This window comes from Terrisphaera buseokensis (assembly GCF_047521145.2).
Taxonomy (GTDB): domain Bacteria; phylum Verrucomicrobiota; class Verrucomicrobiia; order Opitutales; family Opitutaceae; genus ER46.
Map to the genome: position 1 here is coordinate 2174801 of NZ_CM134186.1, position 20116 is coordinate 2194916.

At 62.5% G+C, this 20116-nt stretch carries 18 protein-coding genes; 8 read left to right on the forward strand and 10 right to left on the reverse strand.

Annotated elements, in window-relative coordinates:
* The first annotated feature begins 40 nt into the window (after positions 1 to 40).
* The 4 genes from dnaK to ACLJEU_RS07970 all read left to right on the forward strand — a co-directional run bounded on the left by dnaK (position 41) and on the right by ACLJEU_RS07970 (position 5040).
* Positions 41 to 2002: a molecular chaperone DnaK gene (gene dnaK, locus ACLJEU_RS07955; protein ID WP_414662072.1), complete on the forward strand. Its 1962-nt coding sequence runs from the start codon at positions 41 to 43 to the stop codon at positions 2000 to 2002.
* A gap of 101 nt (positions 2003 to 2103) precedes the next feature.
* Positions 2104 to 2400, forward strand: a complete 297-nt coding sequence (locus ACLJEU_RS07960; RefSeq protein WP_414662073.1) for a co-chaperone GroES — start codon at positions 2104 to 2106, stop codon at positions 2398 to 2400.
* Positions 2401 to 2447: 47 nt separating this feature from the next.
* Positions 2448 to 4082, forward strand: a complete 1635-nt coding sequence (gene groL, locus ACLJEU_RS07965) for a chaperonin GroEL (protein ID WP_414662074.1) — start codon at positions 2448 to 2450, stop codon at positions 4080 to 4082.
* Positions 4083 to 4260: 178 nt separating this feature from the next.
* Entirely contained in the window at positions 4261 to 5040 is a 780-nt protein-coding gene (locus ACLJEU_RS07970; protein WP_414662075.1) for an MBL fold metallo-hydrolase, read from the forward strand.
* Between the two features lie 26 nt (positions 5041 to 5066).
* Here the strand turns inward: ACLJEU_RS07970 and ACLJEU_RS07975 are convergent, their stop codons facing one another.
* Positions 5067 to 6857 (reverse strand): SLC13 family permease, encoded by a 1791-nt coding sequence (locus tag ACLJEU_RS07975; protein WP_414662076.1) that lies wholly within the window; start codon positions 6855 to 6857, stop codon positions 5067 to 5069.
* A 159-nt stretch (positions 6858 to 7016) separates the two neighbouring features.
* Between ACLJEU_RS07975 and cysK the strand changes: the two genes are divergently transcribed.
* Positions 7017 to 8003, forward strand: a complete 987-nt coding sequence (gene cysK / locus ACLJEU_RS07980) for a cysteine synthase A (RefSeq protein WP_414662077.1) — start codon at positions 7017 to 7019, stop codon at positions 8001 to 8003.
* 66 nt (positions 8004 to 8069) lie between these two features.
* Here cysK and ACLJEU_RS07985 read toward each other — a convergent pair whose 3' ends face one another.
* From ACLJEU_RS07985 to coxB, 5 genes are all read right to left on the reverse strand, one after another.
* Positions 8070 to 8846, reverse strand: coding sequence for a cytochrome c oxidase assembly protein (locus ACLJEU_RS07985; protein WP_414662078.1), 777 nt, complete (start codon positions 8844 to 8846; stop codon positions 8070 to 8072).
* Between the two features lie 79 nt (positions 8847 to 8925).
* Positions 8926 to 9273, reverse strand: coding sequence for a cytochrome C oxidase subunit IV family protein (locus tag ACLJEU_RS07990; RefSeq protein WP_414662079.1), 348 nt, complete (start codon positions 9271 to 9273; stop codon positions 8926 to 8928).
* A gap of 52 nt (positions 9274 to 9325) precedes the next feature.
* Positions 9326 to 10183 (reverse strand): cytochrome c oxidase subunit 3, encoded by an 858-nt coding sequence (locus tag ACLJEU_RS07995; protein ID WP_414662080.1) that lies wholly within the window; start codon positions 10181 to 10183, stop codon positions 9326 to 9328.
* A gap of 93 nt (positions 10184 to 10276) precedes the next feature.
* Positions 10277 to 12274 (reverse strand): cytochrome c oxidase subunit I, encoded by a 1998-nt coding sequence (ctaD, locus tag ACLJEU_RS08000; RefSeq protein WP_414662081.1) that lies wholly within the window; start codon positions 12272 to 12274, stop codon positions 10277 to 10279.
* A 115-nt stretch (positions 12275 to 12389) separates the two neighbouring features.
* Complete coding sequence (gene coxB / locus ACLJEU_RS08005; protein WP_414662082.1) at positions 12390 to 13670, reverse strand: cytochrome c oxidase subunit II; 1281 nt, start codon at positions 13668 to 13670, stop codon at positions 12390 to 12392.
* A gap of 393 nt (positions 13671 to 14063) precedes the next feature.
* On the opposite strand from coxB, the gene ACLJEU_RS08010 reads away from it, so the two are divergent.
* Positions 14064 to 14642: a plastocyanin/azurin family copper-binding protein gene (locus ACLJEU_RS08010; protein ID WP_414662083.1), complete on the forward strand. Its 579-nt coding sequence runs from the start codon at positions 14064 to 14066 to the stop codon at positions 14640 to 14642.
* 144 nt (positions 14643 to 14786) lie between these two features.
* Here ACLJEU_RS08010 and ACLJEU_RS08015 read toward each other — a convergent pair whose 3' ends face one another.
* Genes ACLJEU_RS08015 through ACLJEU_RS08025 form a run of 3 tightly spaced genes read right to left on the reverse strand, consistent with a single transcriptional unit; the run spans position 14787 to position 17142 of the window.
* Positions 14787 to 15260 carry a DUF420 domain-containing protein gene (locus ACLJEU_RS08015; RefSeq protein ID WP_414662084.1) on the reverse strand — a complete coding sequence of 158 codons (474 nt, stop codon included), beginning with the start codon at positions 15258 to 15260 and terminating at the stop codon, positions 14787 to 14789.
* Positions 15257 to 16141 (reverse strand): heme o synthase, encoded by an 885-nt coding sequence (gene cyoE / locus ACLJEU_RS08020; protein ID WP_414662085.1) that lies wholly within the window; start codon positions 16139 to 16141, stop codon positions 15257 to 15259. The genes ACLJEU_RS08015 and cyoE overlap by 4 nt, the downstream gene beginning before the upstream one ends.
* Complete coding sequence (locus tag ACLJEU_RS08025; RefSeq protein WP_414662086.1) at positions 16138 to 17142, reverse strand: COX15/CtaA family protein; 1005 nt, start codon at positions 17140 to 17142, stop codon at positions 16138 to 16140. Before ACLJEU_RS08025 ends, cyoE begins: the two co-directional genes overlap by 4 nt.
* A 136-nt stretch (positions 17143 to 17278) precedes the next feature.
* Here ACLJEU_RS08025 and ACLJEU_RS08030 point away from each other — a divergent pair, with 136 nt between their 5' ends.
* Positions 17279 to 18187, forward strand: coding sequence for an SCO family protein (locus tag ACLJEU_RS08030; protein ID WP_414662087.1), 909 nt, complete (start codon positions 17279 to 17281; stop codon positions 18185 to 18187).
* Positions 18188 to 18280: 93 nt separating this feature from the next.
* A complete protein-coding gene (locus tag ACLJEU_RS08035; RefSeq protein ID WP_414662088.1) occupies positions 18281 to 19204 on the forward strand; it encodes a hypothetical protein in 924 nt (307 codons plus the stop codon).
* Positions 19205 to 19264: 60 nt separating this feature from the next.
* Here the strand turns inward: ACLJEU_RS08035 and ACLJEU_RS08040 are convergent, their stop codons facing one another.
* The gene (locus ACLJEU_RS08040; protein ID WP_414662089.1) at positions 19265 to 20035 is read right to left on the reverse strand and encodes an AMP nucleosidase; all 771 of its coding nucleotides are present in this window, start codon (positions 20033 to 20035) and stop codon (positions 19265 to 19267) included.
* Positions 20036 to 20116: the final 81 nt, after the last annotated feature.

The following is a 20116-nucleotide window of genomic DNA, read 5'->3' on the forward strand; positions in this document are numbered from 1 at the left end:
AAATAGCGCCCCGGGGCATGTGCGTTGCTGAAGGGTGTGCATGAGCCGCATCCTCGGTATTGATCTTGGCACCACGAATTCCTGCATGGCCATCATGGAAGGCGGAGAGCCCGTGGTCATCCCCAACGCGGAAGGGGCGCGTACCACGCCCTCCGTTGTCGCTTTCACCAAATCGGGCGAACGCCTGGTGGGTCAGGCGGCCAAACGCCAGGCGGTGACCAACCCGCGCAACACCGTATTTTCCGCCAAGCGTTTCATCGGTCGGAAATTTTCCGAGGTGAAGGAAGAGGCGAAGAACATGCCCTTCAAGACCGTCGAAGGTAAGAACGGCGACGCCTACATCGAGGTGCAGGTGGGCGACAAGAGCGAGCAATTCGCCCCGCAGCAGATCGCGGCCTTCGTGCTCGCGAAACTGAAGGCGGATGCCGAGGCCTATCTCGGTGACAAGGTCACCCAGGCCGTCATCACGGTTCCGGCGTACTTCAATGACTCCCAGCGTCAGGCCACCAAGGATGCAGGCAAGATCGCCGGCCTTGAAGTGCTGCGCATCATCAATGAGCCGACCGCGGCGTCGCTCGCGTACGGTCTCGACAAGAAGAAGGACGAAAAGATTTCGGTGTTCGACTTGGGCGGCGGCACCTTCGACGTGTCGGTGCTCGAAATCGGCGACGGCGTCTTCGAAGTGAAGGCGACCAACGGCGACACCCATCTCGGTGGCGACAACTGGGACGAGACGCTGATCTCGTGGCTTGTGGACACCTTCAAGAAGGAAAACGGCATCGACCTGCGCAAGGATCCGATGGCGCTTCAGCGGCTCAAGGAAGAGGCCGAGAAGGCCAAGATCGCGCTCTCCTCCACGCAGTCCGTCGACATCAATCTCCCGTTCATCACCGCGGACGCGTCCGGCCCGAAGCACCTCAACGTCCAGTTGACGCGTGCCAAGATGGAGCAGATCTGCGAGCCGCTCTTCGAGCGCTGCATTCCGCCGTTCAAGGCGTGCTTGAAGGACGCCGAGCTTACGTCCGCGCAGATTGACGAGTTGGTGCTCGTTGGCGGTATGACCCGCATGCCCCGCGTCGTGGAAATTGCCCGCCAGCTTGGCGGCAAGGCGCCACACCAGGGCGTCAATCCCGACGAAGTCGTTGCCATCGGCGCGGCCGTGCAGGGTGGTGTGCTCAAGGGTGAAGTCCGTGATGTGCTCCTGCTGGACGTCACGCCGCTCACGCTCGGCATCGAGACCGCTGGCCAGGTGGCCACGGCCATGATTCCGCGCAACACGACCATTCCCGCCAAGAAAACCCAGACGTTCTCGACCTACAGCGACAGTCAGCCGTCCGTCGAGATCGTGGTGCTCCAAGGCGAGCGTCCGATGTCTCGCGACAACAAGGTGCTGGGTACATTCCGACTCGACGGGATCCCGCCGGCACCGCGCGGCATGCCGCAGATCGAGGTCACGTTCGACATTGACGCTAACGGCATTCTGCACGTGTCCGCCAAGGACTTGGGCACCGGCAAGGATCAGAAGATCACCATCCAAGGTTCGTCCGGTCTCTCCAAGGAAGAGGTCGAAAAGATGACCAAGGAAGCCGAGCTGCACGCCGCTGAGGACAAGAAACGGAAGGAAGCGGTCGAGGCCAAGAACCAGCTTGATACGGCTATCTACCAGCTCGAGAAGACCATCAAGGAGTCGGGCGACAAGATCCCGTCCGGGATCAAGACCAAGGGCGAAACCGTGGTCGCCGAGGCGAAAAAGGATCTCGAAAGCAACGACACCGATCGCATGAAGGCCGCGCTCGAAAAAATCAGCGCGGTCGGCGGTGAGCTCTATCAGGAAGTCCAGAAGTCCACCCAGGCGGCAGGGGCAGCGGCTGGCGCTCCCGGACCCGAGTCGGCCGACGCGGGCCCGGAGGCGAAAGCTGACGGTGCCGCGAAGAAGACAGAAAAGAAGGCCGATGTCGTCGATGCCGATTTCGAGGTTGTCGACGAGGATAAGAAAAAATAACCTGATCGATCCATTTTGCGCGCCTGCTGCTCGTTCGCGGCAGGCGCGCTTTGCTCACCACAGAAACAAAAACTCCACCCTTCAACCCAAACCAAAATCATATGGCTAACGTCAAAATCAAGCCGATCGGGGACCGAGTCCTCGTCGAGCACATCGAAGAAAAAGAGCAGGTCCGTGGCGGAATCATCATCCCGGACAGCGCCAAAGAAAAGCCGCAGGAGGCGAAGGTCATCGCCCTTGGTACGGGCAAGAAAGGCGACGACGGCAAGGTCACGCCCTTCGAGGTCAAGGTTGGCGATCGCGTGCTGATCAGCAAATACGGCGGTACCGAAGTGAAGCTCGACGACAAGAAATACACGCTGGTGCGCGAGGACGACATCCTCGGCGTCATCGGCTAAGTCGTCGGCCTCTTCTCCTCTCAACACTCAACTAAAAACTAGATACTATGGCTGCTAAACAACTCCTGTTCGACGAGGCCGCTCGTCAGAAAGTCCTCCGCGGCGTCGAGCTCCTCTCGAAGGCTGTCAAGGTCACCCTCGGCCCGAAAGGCCGCAATGTCGTCATCGACAAGAAATTTGGCTCCCCGACCGTCACCAAGGACGGCGTGACCGTCGCGAAGGAAGTCGAGCTTCCCGATCCGTACGAGAACATGGGCGCGCAGATGGTGAAGGAAGTCGCTTCCAAGACCTCCGACGCCGCCGGCGACGGCACCACGACCGCCACCGTTCTCGCCGAGTCCATCTACAAGGAAGGCCTCAAGAACGTCACCGCCGGCTCGAACCCGATCTTCCTGAAGCGTGGCATCGACAAGGCCGTTGAGGCCGCCGTCACCGAGCTCGCCCGCATCTCGAAGAAGGTCAACGACCGCGAGGAAATCCGCCAGGTCGCGACCGTCTCCGCCAACTGGGACGAGACGATCGGCAACATCATCGCCGATGCCATGGACAAGGTCGGCAAGGATGGCACCATCACCGTCGAAGAGGCGAAGTCCATCGAGACGACGCTCGACGTCGTTGAGGGCATGCAGTTCGACAAGGGCTATCTCTCGCCCTACTTCGCGACCAACGCCGAGGCGATGGAAGCGATTCTCGAGGACGCCTACGTTCTCATTTACGAGAAGAAGATCTCGAGCCTGCAGGACATGCTCCCGTTGCTCCAGACCGTCGCCAAGGGCGGCAAGCCCCTCCTCGTCATTGCCGAGGAAGTGGAAGGCGAAGCCCTCGCTGCGCTCGTCGTGAACAAGATTCGCGGCACGCTCAACGTGTGCGCCGTCAAGGCTCCTGGCTTCGGTGATCGCCGCAAGGCGATGCTCGAGGACATCGCGATCCTCACCGGCGGCCGTCTGCTCTCCGAAGACCTCGGCATCAAGCTCGAGAACGTCCAAGTCAGCGACCTCGGCCGCGCCAAGCGCATCGTCGTCGACAAGGAAAACACCACCATCGTCGAGGGTGCGGGCAAGAGCTCCGACATCCAGGGCCGCGTGAAGCAAATCCGCCGCCAGATCGACGAAACCACCTCCGACTACGATCGTGAGAAGCTTCAGGAGCGTCTCGCGAAGCTCGCCGGTGGCGTGGCCGTCATCAACGTCGGCGCCGCGACCGAAGCGGAAATGAAGGAGAAGAAGGCTCGCGTCGAAGACGCGCTGCACGCCACGCGCGCAGCCGTTGAAGAGGGCATTGTGGCTGGCGGCGGCGTTGCGCTGATCCGTTGCGGCAAGGCCATCGACGGCGTGAAGCTCGAAGGCGATGAGGCCATTGGCGCCCAGATCGTCCGTCGCGCCATCGAGTCGCCCATCCGCATGCTCTGCGCCAATGCTGGCGTCGAGGGTGCCGTGGTGGTCGGCCAGGTAGCGTCCGGCAAGGGCAACTACGGCTACAACGTCGCCACGGGCGAATACGAGGACCTCGTGAAGGCCGGCGTGGTTGACCCGACGAAGGTCACCCGCACCGCGCTCCAGAACGCGGCTTCGATCGCCGGGCTCCTGCTCACGACCGAGTGCATGATCACCGAGCTCCCCGAGAAGAAGGAACCGGCCGGCGGCGGCCATGGCCATCCTCCGGGCGGCGGCATGGATTACTAAGCATTCCATTCGAGCGGATAACCCGCCCGATTGTTTTAAGAAAGCGCGTCGCGAAAGCGGCGCGCTTTTTTGTGCGTGGTGAGGGACCCCTGCCAGGGCTGGATCGCGGCAAGTATGCGCGGCAGCCGCTCGTGGCACGCGGCTCGACAATCGAGAGTGCACTCGCAGCCTGACGGCCATGGAGGTCATTTTCCTTGGCACGGGAACGTCGCAGGGCGTGCCCATGGTGGCATGTGATTGCGCGGTGTGTCTGTCGAAGGATCCGCGCAATCACCGCTCGCGCGCGTCCGTGCACGTCGTGATGGACGGCCTGAACGTGCAAATCGACGCGGCGCCCGAATTCCGGCTGCAGTGCATCCGCGAAAACATCCGGAAACTGGACTTCTTCATCCTGACGCACGGTCACGCCGATCATATTTCCGGGATGGATGATCTCCGCCGCTTCTGCGACCTGATCGGCGGCAGCGCATTGACGGTGTATTCGACGGAGGAGGGCATGGGCCGCGTGCTCGCCATGTATCCGTATGCGATGGCCGAGCGGCCGATTGCCAAGGGCTACGCGGCGTTCCGACTGGTCGACATGCCGCCGCTGCTCGAGCTGCCCGAGGGCACGATTCGCTCAACCCTGTTGCCGCATGGCGGCCTGAACACGCTCGGCCTGATCTTTACTGAGCGCAGCAGCGGGAAAAAATTCGTGTACTACACCGACTGCAAACGGGTGCCGCGTGAAGCCGTCGAGTTTGCCCGTGGGGCGGATGCCGTCGTGCTCGACGGGCTCCGGCCCACGCCGCATCCGTCGCACATGTCGATCGACGAAGCCGTGGCCGTCGCCGCCGAGATCGGCGCGCGTTCGACGTGGATCACGCATCTGACGCACAGCAGCGATCACGCGACATTGGCGGCGTCATTGCCGGCGGGGATTGCTCCGGCCTACGACGGCCTGCGCATCACGATCTGAATTTCCTGCGGGTCCGGTCAGTCCGGTCAGAACGGCCAGACTTTCGGAATCACGATCATCGAGACGATGAAGCAAAGGATGTTCAGCGGAATGCCGATTTTCATGAAGTCGGCAAACTTGTACCCGCCGATGCCATAGATGTAGGTGTTCGTCTGATAACCGATCGGCGTGGCGAACGCGGCGCTCGCGGCGATCGTCACGGCGATGACGAACGGCCGCGCCTCCAATCCGGCGGTCGTGGCGATACCCAGCGCGATGGGCACCATGAGGGCGGCGACGGCATTGTTGGAAAGCACCTCCGTGAGGACGAGTGTAACCAAATATAGTCCCGCGAGCATCATGAAGGGCTTCTCCGGACCGGAGAACATCGCGCCAACGCCCGTGACCACGTTTTGCGCCAGCCACGAGGCTGCGCCCGTCTGTTGCATCGCAATGCCCAGCGCCAGCATGCCGAAAATGACAAAGAGCAGGTTCCACTCGATCGACTCGTAGGCCTCCTTCGGCTTGATGCAGCCGGTGACGCACATGAGGACCGCTCCGGCAATGGCGCCCAGATGGATGGGCATGATATCCAGGGTTTCGGCGAGAACCACCGCTGCGATGGTGGCCAGCACCAGGGGGATTCGCTTGTGCCGGGAAACCGAGGGCAGTGGCGGGCGGTCGAACAGGATGATATCGTCCCCGGCGCGCAATTCGTTCACGGCCTGTTCCGTGCCCATCATCAGGAGGATGTCGCCCATTTGCAGCGGCAGCGTCTCCAATTTTTCCCGGACATTTTCGCCGCCTCGATGGATGGCGAGCACGATCACCCGGAAGCGCTGGCGGAAGTTGAGCTCGCTGATGCTCTGGCCGATGATTTCGGAGTTCGGTGCCACCGCACCCTCGAAGACGACGCCCTCATGGGAGGCAATCTGTTCAAGCCCGGCCTCGGCGGTAAAATCAAAGCCCGGCATCGAACGCGCGTGGGCAATGCCCGACGGTCGGCAGGCCAGCACCAGCCGGTCGCCTTCTTCGAACGGCGTCGCTACCGGATCGACGTGAATCGCCACGCCGTCCCGCACGACTTCAATCACGCGAAACCCGCGGGCCTTCACGAGGCCCGCCGCACGGAGGCTCTTGCCGATCAAGGTCGAACCCGGCGGCACGAAAGCTTCAGTCATGTACTCGCGGCGTTCGTCCTCGCTCAGGATCGACGTGAGCGATTCCCGGCTGGGCAGCAATCGCTTGCCTAGCAACGCGAGATAAAGTGCGCCGATGATTGCAGTTGGTATGCCGACTGACGCCAGTTCGAACATGTCCAGACCGGGCAGGTCGTGTTCCACGAGGAGTCCATTGACGACGAGGTTCGTGCTCGTGCCGATGAGCGTGCAGTTTCCGCCCAAGACCGACGCGTACGAAATGGGGATGAGAAACTTCGAGGCCGGCAGTTTCATGCGGCGGGCCAGGCTCATCACGACCGGCACGAATACGACGACCACCGGCGTGTTGTTGATCCACGCCGAGACGAACGCGACCAGGGTCACGAGCAGGAAGATGACGACTTGATAGGGCAGGAACGCGGCCTTCTCAAATCCTCCGGACAGGTAGTCGAGCGCTCCACAGCGCAGGAGCGCAGCACTCAGGACGAACATGGCTGCCACCGTGATGGGAGCGGGATTCGAGAACACCGCGAAGGCATCCTTCACTGGCACCAGGCCTGACGCGGCGATTACCACGAAGAGGGTAAGCGCGACGACGTCGGGCGGGATTTTCTCCCACACGAAACAAGCAATGGCCCCGATGACGAGCACCAGGACAGCCGCGATTTCCCAAGTCATTTCGCAGAACGTGGCAGCCGCATCATGGCACGCCGAGGCGAAAAACGTCGGCGGGCGTGTCTTACGGGTGGCGAACGCCCCGAATTTATGCCACGGATTTTGGCGGCAGTCGGCGGTGGCACCTGTTGCTGTCGTGGCCTCAAACCATCCTTCCCCATCATGGCAAAAATCTACAACGACATCACTGAAACGATCGGCAATACTCCGTTGGTGCGTCTGAACCGCACGGCCGCGGCCCACGGCGCGCAGGCTGAGATCCTGTTGAAGCTCGAGTTCTTCAACCCGCTCTCGAGCGTGAAGGATCGGATCGGGTTTTCGATGATCGACGACGCGCTGAAGAGCGGGAAGATCAACCAGAAGACGGTGCTCATCGAGCCGACGTCGGGCAACACCGGCATCGCACTGGCCTTCGTGGCGGCGGCCAAGGGGTTGAAGCTCATCCTGACGATGCCCGAGACGATGACGATGGAGCGGCGCAAGCTCCTCAAGGTGCTCGGCGCCCGCCTCGTGTTGACCGAGGGACCCAAGGGCATGAAGGGCGCAATCGCCAAGGCGGAGGAGCTCGCCGCCAAGATTCCGAACAGCGTCATTCTGCAGCAGTTCGCTAATCCGGCCAATCCCGCCATCCACCGCAAGACGACGGCGGAGGAGATCTGGAAGGACACCGACGGCAAGGTCGACATCGTCGTCGCGGGCATCGGCACCGGCGGCACGATTACCGGTATCGGCGAGGTCCTGAAAACGCGGAAGCCCGGCGTAAAGATTGTCGCGATCGAGCCCGACGCGTCGCCCGTGCTCTCCGGCGGCCAGCCCGGTCCCCACAAGTTGCAGGGCATTGGTGCCGGGTTCGTGCCCCAGGTGCTCAACACCAAGATCTACGACGAAGTGATCCGTGTGAAGGAAGCTGATTCCGGCCCGGTGTCCAAGCAGGTCAACCAGCTCGACGGCATTCCGGTGGGAATTTCGTCCGGTGCCATGATCTGGGCGGCGATCCAGCTGGCCAAGCGGCCGGAAAACAAGGGCAAGCAGATCGTCGTCATCGTGCCCTCGAGCAGTGAGCGTTACCTCTCGTCGTGGCTCTTCGCCGATATCGGCGTCGAGAGCGACTCGGTCGAGGATCTCTTCGCTCCCGCCGCCACGAGCTGAAGACAAGCAGGGAAGCGGTCTGCCCGCTTTCCGTCCACGCCAGACCGGTACGATCGTCGTGCCGGTCTATTTTTTTTCCTGATACCAGCGGTAGAAGGCGACCATGAAGGTGCCGAGCGACACCATGATCCCCACGAGCTTCATCATGGCGCCGGCCAGCAGCTGGTCATCGGCGGCGGTGAAGTTGGCGAGCAGCCGCGGGGCGAATTCATAGGTCGGGTACAGAATGTCCTGCGTGAAGGTGATGTAGGCGAAGACGGGCGTCATCGTGACCACCACTCCGACGAGATAGAGCATCTGCACCGCATAGTTGCGGCGGGGCAGAATCGCCGAGGGGCTCAGCACGGGCCACCAGAAGATCAGCGCGGCGAGGAAGAACATCACGTGTTCGACGACGTGCACGAGCTTGTCGCGCAAGGCCAGGTCATACAACGACGGCGCATGCCAGATCCCGACGATCAGCGAGTAGAGCAGGGCGGCGATGACCGGATGCGTGGCGACGCGGAGCGGGGCGGCGAGCCATGCTTTCGAGAGCAGCGGGTCCACCATCCACACCGGCAGACCGAGGAGAAACAGGATCGCCGCGGGATAGACCAGCAGCTGGTGTTGCAGCATGTGGGCGCTGAAAAGGAAGCGTTCGCCGATCTGGTCGAGCGGCGAGCCCACGGCCAGGTAGAACACGAAAAGCGAAAGGTAGAACCGGACGGCGTGGCCGCGGGGAAAGGGCGTGCCCGGTGCCAGCCGCGAACGTCCAGGGCCAGCCGCAACCGCCCAAAGCCAGCCGAGAAAAACGAGGCCGCCGATGAGCCAAGGCTCGTTGTGCCAGTGCCGCCAGTCGATCATGTGGAGTGGAGTGGAAACAAAAACGGCGGCCGACAAGCGGCCGCCGTTCAAGGTGAAACGGGTTGAGCGGTGACCGTCGTCAGACCGGCAGAGGCCGGCTGGCTTCAGCACCGAAGAGAGCCAGGAGGCCCCACATCGTGCCGCTGGCCAGAACCAGTCCGATGAAGAACAGGATCGTACAGAACGGTTTGTCCCACCGCAAATGCATGAAGTAGAAAATAACGAACATGAACTTCACCGTCGAAAGCACCACGAGCGTGGTGACGACGAGCCATTTGGCGAAGGGCAGATAGACCGCGACGATCTCGATGCCGGTGATGACCGCGAGGAGCAGCGCGATCTGCACGTAGATCTGGAATTTGCTGACGTTGTGGCTGTCGTCATCGTGATGATGACTCGAGGAGGCGGCGTGAGAGGAGGCGCTCATCAGAAAGGTGGAGAGTTGAGGACTGTGAGTTGCGAGTCAGCGCAGGGCCGCCTCAAAGATATTCCAGGAGATAGACGGCGGTGAAGATGACGATCCACACGATGTCGACGAAGTGCCAGTAGAGACCCATCGACTCCACGTCGATCGCGTGGGCCTCGTTGAAGTCAACCGGCCCGCGCGGGCGAGCGAACCAGAAGCAGGCGCCATAGGCGATGAGCGCGCCGGCGATGGCCAGGAACTGGTGACTGAAGAACGAGCCGACGGCCGCGCCGTAAGAAGGCTCGACCTGCAGGGAGTGCACGAGGCCGAGGACGATCTTCAGGCTCAGGAGCAGAGCGACGGCGATGGCCGCGACGTGCAGCAGCTGGTGGGAGAACCACGTGCGCTGGGTGGAACCGGCGGCGGGTTTGAACGAGCGGACGTACATCAGGGTCAGCCACAACACGCCGATGGCGACGTGTGTGCCGTGCGTACCGGTGAGCGTATAGAACGTCGTGCCGAGCATGCTGTTGTTGATGAGCATTTTCTTCTCATGCACGAAGTGCTCGAACTCATAGACCTGGCACCCGAGGAAGATCATGCCGAAGAAGATCGTCGTCAGCAGCGACCAGCGGCAGCTCTTGACGTTGCCCTTCTGAATTGCAGTGACCGCCAGCGCCATCATCAGCGACGACATCAGCAGGATGAAGGTCGAGAACGACGTGAGTTCGGGACTGAAAACCGCCTTGGGATCCAAGCCGCCTGCCGGCGGATGCAGCCGGTAGATCAGGTGCGTCGAGATCAGCGCGGCGAAGAACATGCAGTCCGACGCCAGGAAGGTCCACATGAGGAGCTTCTTATTGGGAATACCGGTCGACGTACTCGGGTCGTGGTGATGATCGATGGTGGCGGAGGCCGAATGGCTGCTCATGTGGGAGAAAGGAAGGCGTAAGTTGAGTAGGGGGCGTCTCCGAAAGACGCCCGTGGGCCCACGCGAGGTGCGCCCCTACAGGGAGGAGAATCGTCAGTGCTTCGCGTCGTGGTGTTCGCCCTCGATCGGGTTGCCATCCTTGTCGAGGTGGAGGTGGTAGCCTTCGTTGCCCTCGAGCGACCAGAAGTAGATGCCGACAAACATCACGATGCCACCGACGATCGACATACCCAGCTTGAGGTGAATGCCGGGCGCGGGATTGGCGCTGACGGCGCTGATGGCGATGGCGCCGATCAGGAGACCGAGGCTCGCCACGAACGGCCAGATGGAGCCGAACGGCATGTGAATGCCGCCGTGTGCTTCCTCAGCCTTCGCATGCTCGGCCTTTTCCTTTTCAATCTCCTCCTTGTGGTGCTTCTCGTACCACCAGGCATCGCGGGCGTGCACGGTCGGGATGACGCGGAAGTTGTATTCCGGCGGCGGATTATCCAGCGACCACTCGAGCGTGCGGCCATCCCAGCAATCCTTCTTCACCTTTTCACCTTTGAAGTACGTGTAGGCCAGCACCGTGAAATAGATGAACATACCGATGCCCAGCACGAAGGAACCGATGGTCGCGATGAAGTTCGCCGTGTTCCAACCGAGGTTGGGATCGTAGGTGAACGTGCGGCGCGGCATGCCGTTCAATCCGAGGAAGTGCATCGGGAAAAACGTCACATTGAAACCGATGAAGATGACCCAGAACGAGAGCTTGCCCCAGAACTCGCTGACCTTGCGGCCGAACATGAGCGGGAACCAGTAGTGCAGACCAGCCAGCAGCGCGAAGATCGAGCCGCCGATAAGCACGTAGTGGAAGTGGGCGATGACGAAATAGCTGTCGTTCTGTTGGGAGTCGGCCGGGGCCGCGGAGTGCATGACGCCGGAGAAGCCGCCGATCATGAACATCCAGACGAAGCCGAGGGCGAACATCATGGGCGTGCGCATCATCAGGTGGCCGCCCCACAGGGTGCCGATCCAGTTGAAGATCTTGACGCCCGTCGGGACTGCGATGGCCATCGTCGCGAGTGCAAAGGCCGCCGTGGCGACCGTGCCCATGCCGGTGGTGAACATGTGATGGCTCCACACTGCGAAACCGAGGAAGCCGATGCACGCGCCCGAGAATACCACGATCGGATAACCGAAGAGCGGCTTGCGCGAGAACGTCGGGAGAATTTCCGAGATGATACCCATCGCCGGCAGAATCAGGATGTACACCTCGGGGTGACCGAACACCCAGAACAAGTGCTGCCACAGGATCGGCATGCCGCCGCCGGAGATTTCGAAGAAGAACGTGCCGAAATTGCGATCCATCATCACCTCAACCAGCGCGATCGTGATGAAGGGGAAGGAGAGAACGATCAGGAACGACGTGATGAGCGTCATCCAGGTGAACACCGGCAGGCGCATCATCGTCATGCCCGGAGCGCGCATGTTGATGATCGTAACGATGAAGTTCAGTGACGCCGCGATCGAGGCGACGCCGAGGAGCTGCAGGCCCATGACCCAGTAGTCGACCGAGTGGCTCGGGCTGAAGGTCTTCGAGGTGAGCGGCGAGTAACCATACCAGCCGGCGTCAGGAGCGTTGTGCACGCCGCCGAGGATCTTTTCCAGAATCGGCGCGAACCAGCCAATGTTCAGAATGATGGCGCCGGCAACGAATGTCCAAATCGAGAAGGCGTTGAGCCGGGGGAAGGCGACGTCACGCGCGCCAATCTGCAGCGGCATGATGAAATTGAAGAACGCGGCCGACAGCGGCATCACGGCGAGGAAGATCATCGTCGTGCCGTGCATCGTGAACATCGTGTTGTACTGCTGGGCAGTGAGCACGTCGTTGTTCGGCACCATGAGCTGCGTGCGGATGAGCAGCGCTTCAAAGCCGCCCACCAGGAAAAAGATCAACGCGAAGAAACCGTACAGGAAGCCGATCTTCTTGTGGTCAACGGTGGTGAGCCAGCCCATGAGGCCGGTCTTGGCCGTCGGATGCGAAAGGAGTTTGGGTTTCGCCGGAGCGTGCTCTTCCTTCGTGAGGTAAGCTGATTTGGCCAGGTCCATGAGTCGTGGGAGGTGTTGTGCTAAATTCGGGAAAAGTGGGAGCGCGGGCGTCCTCGCCCGCGGTTCAGAAGCGGGCGGGATGCCCGCGCTCCCAGGAAGAGTGGTTCACGTGAGCTTACTTGAGACTTTCGAGATAAGCGACGAGTGCGCCTTCATCCTCCGGCGTCAGCTTGATGCCGTCGACCGGCTTGCCTTCCCGATCGGTCCGGGCGTAGGCGAGTGCCATCTTGTTGCCGGGTTTGACGGAGTTGGGATTGTGAATCCAGCGGCGGAGCTGCTCGGAATTATTCTCGAGCAGACCGGCGGCAATGGTCGTCCGGGAACCGATGTGCGTGAGGTCCGGCGCGGAAACGCCGCCACCTTCATGGCCGCGCACCGTGTGACACGCGATGCAGGTCTTCGTCTTGAACAGTTCACGACCCGCGGCGATCAGCGCGGCGTCTTCGTTCTTCTCCGGCGCCTGCTTGGCGCGCCAGGATTCCAAGGGATTGACGTCGAACTTGGCGGTGATGCCGGCCTCGTTCTGCTTGAAGCTGCGGAGTGCGGCAAACTGCGGCTTCGCGCGGTTGGCGTCCGCGGCGCGAGGTGCCACGGTGCGGCCGGTCTGCGACTGCTGCTCGAGCCACTCGGCAAATTCCTTGGCGTCGAGGGCGATGATGCGGAAACGCATCACGGCGTGGGAGTCTCCGCAATATTCGGCGCACTGGCCCCAGAAGTACCCGGGTTTGTCCGCCCGCAGGTAGATGTGGTTGGCGCGGTTCGGGATCATGTCCACCTTGCCGGCGAGCTTCGGGACCCAGAACGAATGGATGACGTCGACCGTGCGCAGATTGATGCGCACCGGACGACCGGCCGGGATGACGAGTTCGTTGCCGGTGACGAGCGGGGCCTTCGCGCCCGTCGCGTTCGTCGGGGCCAGCTCGCCGGGGTACTCAAACTTGAACCACCACTGGTAGCCGGTGCCGTTGACCTCGTACATGTTGGCCTTCTCGGCCTCCGGCACGTCGTAGGTGGACCAAATCGCCTTCAGCGTCGGGACCGCGATGACCACCAGAGCGAGAACGGAGGCGCCAATCAGGCCGAGCTCGATGAACGGATTGCCATGCCCCTGCGGCGGCGGCTCGGCGTGTTCGTCAGCGGCCGAACGGGCCCGGAACTTGAACGTCGCGTAAGCGAGGACCGCCGCGACGATCACGAAGATCACGAGCGAAACCCAGCAGGTCACATAGAACACCTGCAGCTGTTCACGGGCGACGGAGCCCTCGACGACAATCGTCGATTGGTGGCCGTCCATCTGCCAGAAATTGAGTTTCGCGCAACCGGAGAGAGTTGCGAGACCGGCCAACGCAATGACTGCGCGGACCCACCGGACGGGATTCGGTAAGGAGGAGAACATGTGGGCTGTCGGAAACAGGAAGCTTTTGGAGACGCTTGCGCCAAAAACACTGCAGAGTTGGCGAACGAATTGGCATTTCAAGCCATAATGCCGAGTTTTATCGTGTGAGCGCGCTCCAGAGGTTCGCGAGCGGATTATATTAACAGAGCTCTGCAGCTCATTAGCGCGGGTGGGGGCGGCACCGCGGAGAGTAAGCCGAGCCGCGTGGAGACGTTTCGGTGCTGTGGAAGCGCGAGCGTCATGGTCTTGGTGCGTCTCGTCCTTGCGGCCCTGGAATATTGTCGCTGGCACGAGTCGAGCGTTCGTTCCGAGACGCCGAATGTCGGCTCGATGCCCGGAAACTGGTGGTTCGGGTTTGCATGTCATCGGAGTGTTTCCAACGTTCGTCCTGCCATGACTACCAGACTCCTTCCCCTTGCTGTGTTTGCTGCACTCCTCGTTGCCGGTTGCGGCAAAAAGGCCGATGCTCCCGCCACGACCGCGGCCGCCGCGGCCTCCGGCCCGGCTTCGGCTGCACCCGCTGCCGCCGCCGCAGCTCCCGCCGCCGCCAAACCCGCCGCCGCTCCGGCTGCCGCTCCCGCACCCGCGGCCGCCGCCGGGCGGGTGATCGAAATCACCGCGAACGATCAGATGAAGTTCAGCCTCGCCAACATCGATGCCAAGGCGGGCGAGGACCTCAAGGTGGTCTTCACCAACGCCGGCACGCTCCCGAAGGAGGCCATGGGGCACAATTGGGTGCTGTTGAAGGCGGGCGTCGATGTCACGGCTTTCGCCACGACGGCCATGACCGCGAAAGAGACGGATTACGTCCCGGCTTCCCTCAAGGACCAGGTGATTGCCTCCACCAAGGTTCTCGGCCCCAAGCAGACCGCCGAAGTGTCCTTCAAGGCTCCGGCTGCCGGCACCTACACGTTCATCTGCTCCTTCCCTGGTCACTACATGATCATGAAGGGCACGCTGACGGTGAAGTAATCAGGGCACCCACGTTGCCTCCCTTTCCAAGCCGGGCGCTTTCGCCCGGCTTTTTCGTGTCCATTTGCCGCAATGCGACGCCCGGGTCCAGCGGTCCGGTCCCGCTTTCGAGCGCTCTTCAGTCCTGGCTTCCGGGTTTCCTGCTCAACTCTTCGGTGTCGCTGGCCACCACTGATAGAGGAAGAAATATACCAGCACGCCGGTCACGCTGACGTAGTACCAAATCGGAAACGTCCAGCGCGCCCAGCGGCGGTGGCGCTCGATGTTGCCTTGCAGCGCGAACAGGAATGTCCGCGGCACCAAGTACGCGATCGCGATCGCGAGCAGGATGTGCGAGATCAGCATCGTGTAGTAGAAGGCTGCGATGGCGCCTTCGCCGCCGAACTTCGTGTGCACGCCGCGGACGAGAATCTTGTGCGTCACATAGCCGACGAGAAACACGGCCGAGACCGCGCCCGCGCTGAGCATGAACGCGCGGTGCGTGCGGATCCGCGCCGCGCGTTGCACCGGATCGGACTCGCGCAGGGCGCGTTGAATGAAAATGAAGCCCGCCGTCATCAGCACGGTCGCGCAGGCGTTGAGCACGGCGTTGAACGCGGGAATCTGTTGGACGGTCATGAGGCGATGAGCCGGTCCGCGACGAGCGCGCCCAGCACGAGCGGCAGATAAATGATCGAAGCGAAGAACAGTTTCCGCGCCATGACGTCGCGGCCTTCGCGACGGGTGAACGCGATCGCGCGCCAGATGAACCACGCGCCGACCACCGCCGCGGCGACGCCGTAGGCTTTGGTGGTGAGACCCCACACGACCGGCAGCAGGCTCACGATCACCAGCGCGATCGCGTTCACCAGCGACCAGGCTGCCACCTTGGTGCCGGATTCATCCCGCACCGGCAGCATCGGAAAGTGCACCGCCGAGTAGTCCTTCCGGTACGTCCACGCCACTGCCATGAAGTGCGGGATCTGCCAGAAGAACAGCACGCCAAACAAAATCCAGCCGAGCGCGCTCACGCTGCCGTCGCCGGCACTCCAGCCGATCAATGGCGGAAACGCCCCCGCGATCGCGCCGATTTCCGTGCTCCACAGAGAACGCTTCTTCGCGGGCGTGTACCAGCCGAGGTACGAAATCACCGTCAGCAAGGTGAACAGCGCCGCGAGCCGATCGACCCACGCAAAGAGCAGGAACAGGCCCGCCACGCACATCAACCAGCCGAGCACGAACGCCGAACCGGTCGCGACCTTGCCCGAGGGAATCGGACGATCGGCGGTGCGCTTCATCTGTGCGTCGGTCTCGTGTTCGAGCCACTGGTTCAACGCCGCCACGCCGCCGGCCGCGAGCGACGTGCCAATGAACAGCAGCGTGAGTTTGCCCGGATTGCCCGCGGGACGCGCGGCGAAGTACCCGACCATCGTCGTGATCACCGACAGCAGACTCAGCCGCGGCTTCGTCAGCTCGAGGTAGTCGCGAAACTTGGGTGCCGCGGCGGTTTCCGTGATCATGGGCGCGAGGGCGTGGCGAGGGGCGTCGATCCCTCAATCGCATCGCGATGCGCGCGACAAGTGAGCCAGAACGTGACCGCGAGCGTGACGGCCCCGACCACCACGTGGCCGGTCGTCATCTCGGCCCGACGCATCGTCCAGATGATCTGCGCGCCGAGCAGAATCTGCAGCACCAGCAGGCTGATGAGTGCCGATGCGCCGGCCTTCATGCCCGCCGTCGATGCACGATCCCGTCGGATCGTCCACGCAAACGCCGTCAGCGCAAACGCGAGGATCAACGCCATCACGCGATGCGCGAAATGAATCGCGACGCGGAAATTCCATTCGTTCGGCAGCCAGTGATTTTCCGGCGCGGGCGTCGAATAGGGAAACGTGTAGATCGCGAGTCCGGCCGCGTTGTGCCGCATCGTGACCGCGATCACCAGCTGCACGAACATCAGCGCCGTGCAGACCAGGCCCATCGTGCGCACCGCGGAGCCGACCGGCGTGCTGCGCTCGATCCAGGAGCGGGAACATCCGATGGCGATCGCGATCAGCACGCAGACGTAGATTTGGGCGAGGATGCCGTGCGGGATGCGCAGGACTTCGCCGAGCGACATGTGAAACCACGGGATATCGATCGCGTTGAGCGTGACGCGCTGTCCGCCAATCACGCCCTGCAAAATCACGATGCCGAGCGCCCAGAGACCGAGGCGGCGGAGCCACGCGCGTTCCTCCACGCGCCACAGCCACGCGGCGAGGCCGATGGTGATGAAACCCATCATCATGCCGCTCAGCCGGTGCGAGTGTTCGGCGAACTTCGCCGCATCCGTGAGCCAGCCGTCGGGATTGATCGAGCCGTTCGACAACGGCCAGTCGGGAAACGCCATCCCCGCGCCAATGCTCGTGGTGAACGCGCCAAGCGTCACCAGCACAAACACCCACGCGCTGCCCACCGCCGCAAACAGGGCGAGAGACGGCTTGTGCGTGGTGGTGCGCCGGGTGTGGGAAGCGGTAGCCATGAGCAGGGCAAAGGGAGAGCAGAAGCGGCGATGCTGGTTGCCGCAAACCCTTTGACAAAGTTTTCCACCGGCGAATCCGTTGTCGTATGAAATCTAATACCGGGAGCGCCGTCGCTCGCGCCACGCTCGCAGCGACATGAGCACTCGCTCCGCCTGGGTAGCCGTCGTGTTCGTCATCCCGCTTCTGTCCGGCTGTTCCAAGCAAGCAGAGTCGGCGGCGGCACGTCCGCTCGTCCCGGCGGCAGCCGTCGCACCCGGGCGTTATCCGCTCACCGGCGAGATTCTGCGGATCGACGCCGCCCGGAAGGTCGTCGTGGTGCGGCACGACCCGATCAAGGATTACATGCCCGCGATGACGATGGAGTTTGCGGTGGCTGAGGGTGACCTCGCGATCGCCCAGCCGGGCCAGCGGATACGGGCTGAACTGGTGCCCGGCAAGGATGGCGGCGACTTTCGGCTGGAGAAGATCTGGCCCGATGAACGGGTGGCCGCGGACACGGTGGCGGCGCTGGCATTGCAGTTGCGCCAGGACACGCATGCGCGCGGAAAAGGGGCGTACCGCGAAGTGGGCGAGACCGTGCCGGATTTTGCCCTTTACGATCAGAGCGGGCGCGTGGTGCAGAGCTCCCGGTTTCGCGGCAAGCAGATCATGCTGAACTTCATCTTCACGCGCTGCCCGGACCCGAAGATGTGTCCCGCCTCGACGGCGAAGATGATCGCGACCCAGCAACTCGCGCGCGCCGCGGGCGTCACGACGCTCGAACTCGTTTCCATCACGCTCGACCCCGCGTTCGACACGCCGGGGGTGCTGCGCGAGTACGCATCATTGCGCGGAATCGAGACGGCCAACTTTTCGTTTCTCACCGGGCCTGAAACTGCGATTCGTGATCTGCTCACGCAGTTCGGCGTGATCGCGCAGTTCAAGGGCGACCTCCTGCAGCACACGCTCGCGACGCTGCTGATCGATGCGAACGGAAAAATCGCCCACCGCGCCGATGGCAGCGCCTGGGAACCGCAGGATTTCGTGGCCCGGATGAAGCGGTGAGGATTTTGACAGAATGTACAGAATGGATCGATTCGCTCTCTGGCCCGCGAAGATTTTTTCCCATTTCATCCATTCTGTTTATTCTGCCCCCTCATGACGCTCGCCTCATCGGAACTCCGCCAGTTTTCCCTGATCACCCTTGGTGCGGTGGCGGTGTTCGCCATTTTCCGGCTGCTGCCGACGGGCACGAACCTGAGTCACATGGATTTTCGCGTCGATCCGCGCGCGACCAACGCGATCGAGTTCTGCGATCCGCTCAACCCGCAGTTCATTCCCGTCGTGGCGTCGCGATCGCCCGTCACGCTGACGGTGGCGACGACCGAACCGGCGGTGGCGGGGCGCGAGGTGCGGGCCGTGTTCACGTTGAAGACCGGGAGCGGCAAGGCGGTCGCGCCGGAGGATCTCCTGGTGACTCACACCCGCCAGCTGCATCTGTTGGTCATCGATCCCTCGCTGACGGATTATCAGCACGTGCATCCGACGCCCGGTTCGACCACCGGCAACTGGCACGTGACGTTCACGCCGCGCACGGCGGGGACGTATCGGATTTTTGCGGACTTCACACCGGTCGCCACCGGCCGGGGACTGTATGCCAGCGTGGATCTTGTTGTTTCGGCCGGAGCCGCACCTGGCCCTGGGACGATGGACGCCAAGCCGCTGCGCGGCTCGGTCGAACGCGAGGGCGTGACCTTTACATTGGAAACCACACCGGCGGCGGCGCGCGCGGGCCAGCCGATCGATTTGCGCTTCGCGCTGCAACGCCGCGATGGCGCGCCCGTTCCCCTTGAGCCCGTCATGGGCGCTTTCGCCCATCTCGTGGCGTTCGATCAAACGCGGAGCGGGTTCGCGCACCTGCACCCCGCGGAGGCCGACCTGCTCAAGCGGCCCGATGCGGTGAAGCCGGTGCTCAATTTCAAACTCACGATCCCGCGCGCCGGACGCTACGTGATCTGGGCCCAGGTGAACCTCGGCGGGAGCGAGCGCTTCGTGCCGTTCGAGATCGAGGTTGGTGGCTAGGGCGGGACCGCTGGGCGCGCGCGTACCCAGCTTCGATGCCGACGGCCGAGTTGAAAAAACTCAGAACTTCAGGTGCTTCACCGTGAGCCCCTCGTTGATCAGCTGCTTCAGCGAATCGATGCCGATGCGCAGGTGATCCTTCACGAACTTCTCGTCGACCTGTTTGTCGCTTTCCGCGGTCTTCACGCCGTCGGGCGTCATGGGTTGATCCGACACCAGCAGCAGCGCGCCGGTGGGAATCTCGTTGTAGAAACCGGTCATGAAGATCGTCGCGGTCTCCATGTCGATGCAGAGCGTGCGAATCTTGGTGAGGTACTTCTTGAAGTCCTCGTCGTGCTCCCACACGCGGCGGTTGGTGGTGTACACGGTGCCGGTCCAGTAGTCGCGCGCGTGATCGCGAATCGTGGTGGAGATGGCCTTCTGCAGGGCGAACGACGGCAGCGCCGGCACTTCGACGGGAAAATAATCGTTGCTCGTGCCCTCGCCGCGGATGGCGGCGATGGGGAGAATCAAATCGCCCAGCGACGCGCGGTGTTTCACGCCGCCACACTTGCCGAGGAACAACACCGCCTTGGGTGAAATCGCGCTCAACAGATCCATCACGGTCGCGGCGGTCGCGCTGCCCATGCCGAAGTTGATGATCGTGATGTTGTCGGCCGTCGCGCTCGGCATCGGCTTGTTTTTTCCCACGACGGGGACGCGATGCCACTGCGCGAAAAGCTTCACGTAGTGATCGAAGTTCGTAAGCAGAATGTAGGCGCCGAATTTTTCCAGCGGCACGCCCGTGTAGCGCGGCAGCCAGTTCTCGACGATTTCCTTGCGCGTCTTCATGGCCGGAGAAAATCAATAAACGGCGGAAACACACGAAAAAGATGATCGCTGCGCTTTGCGCCGCTGAGCGATTGCATGCCT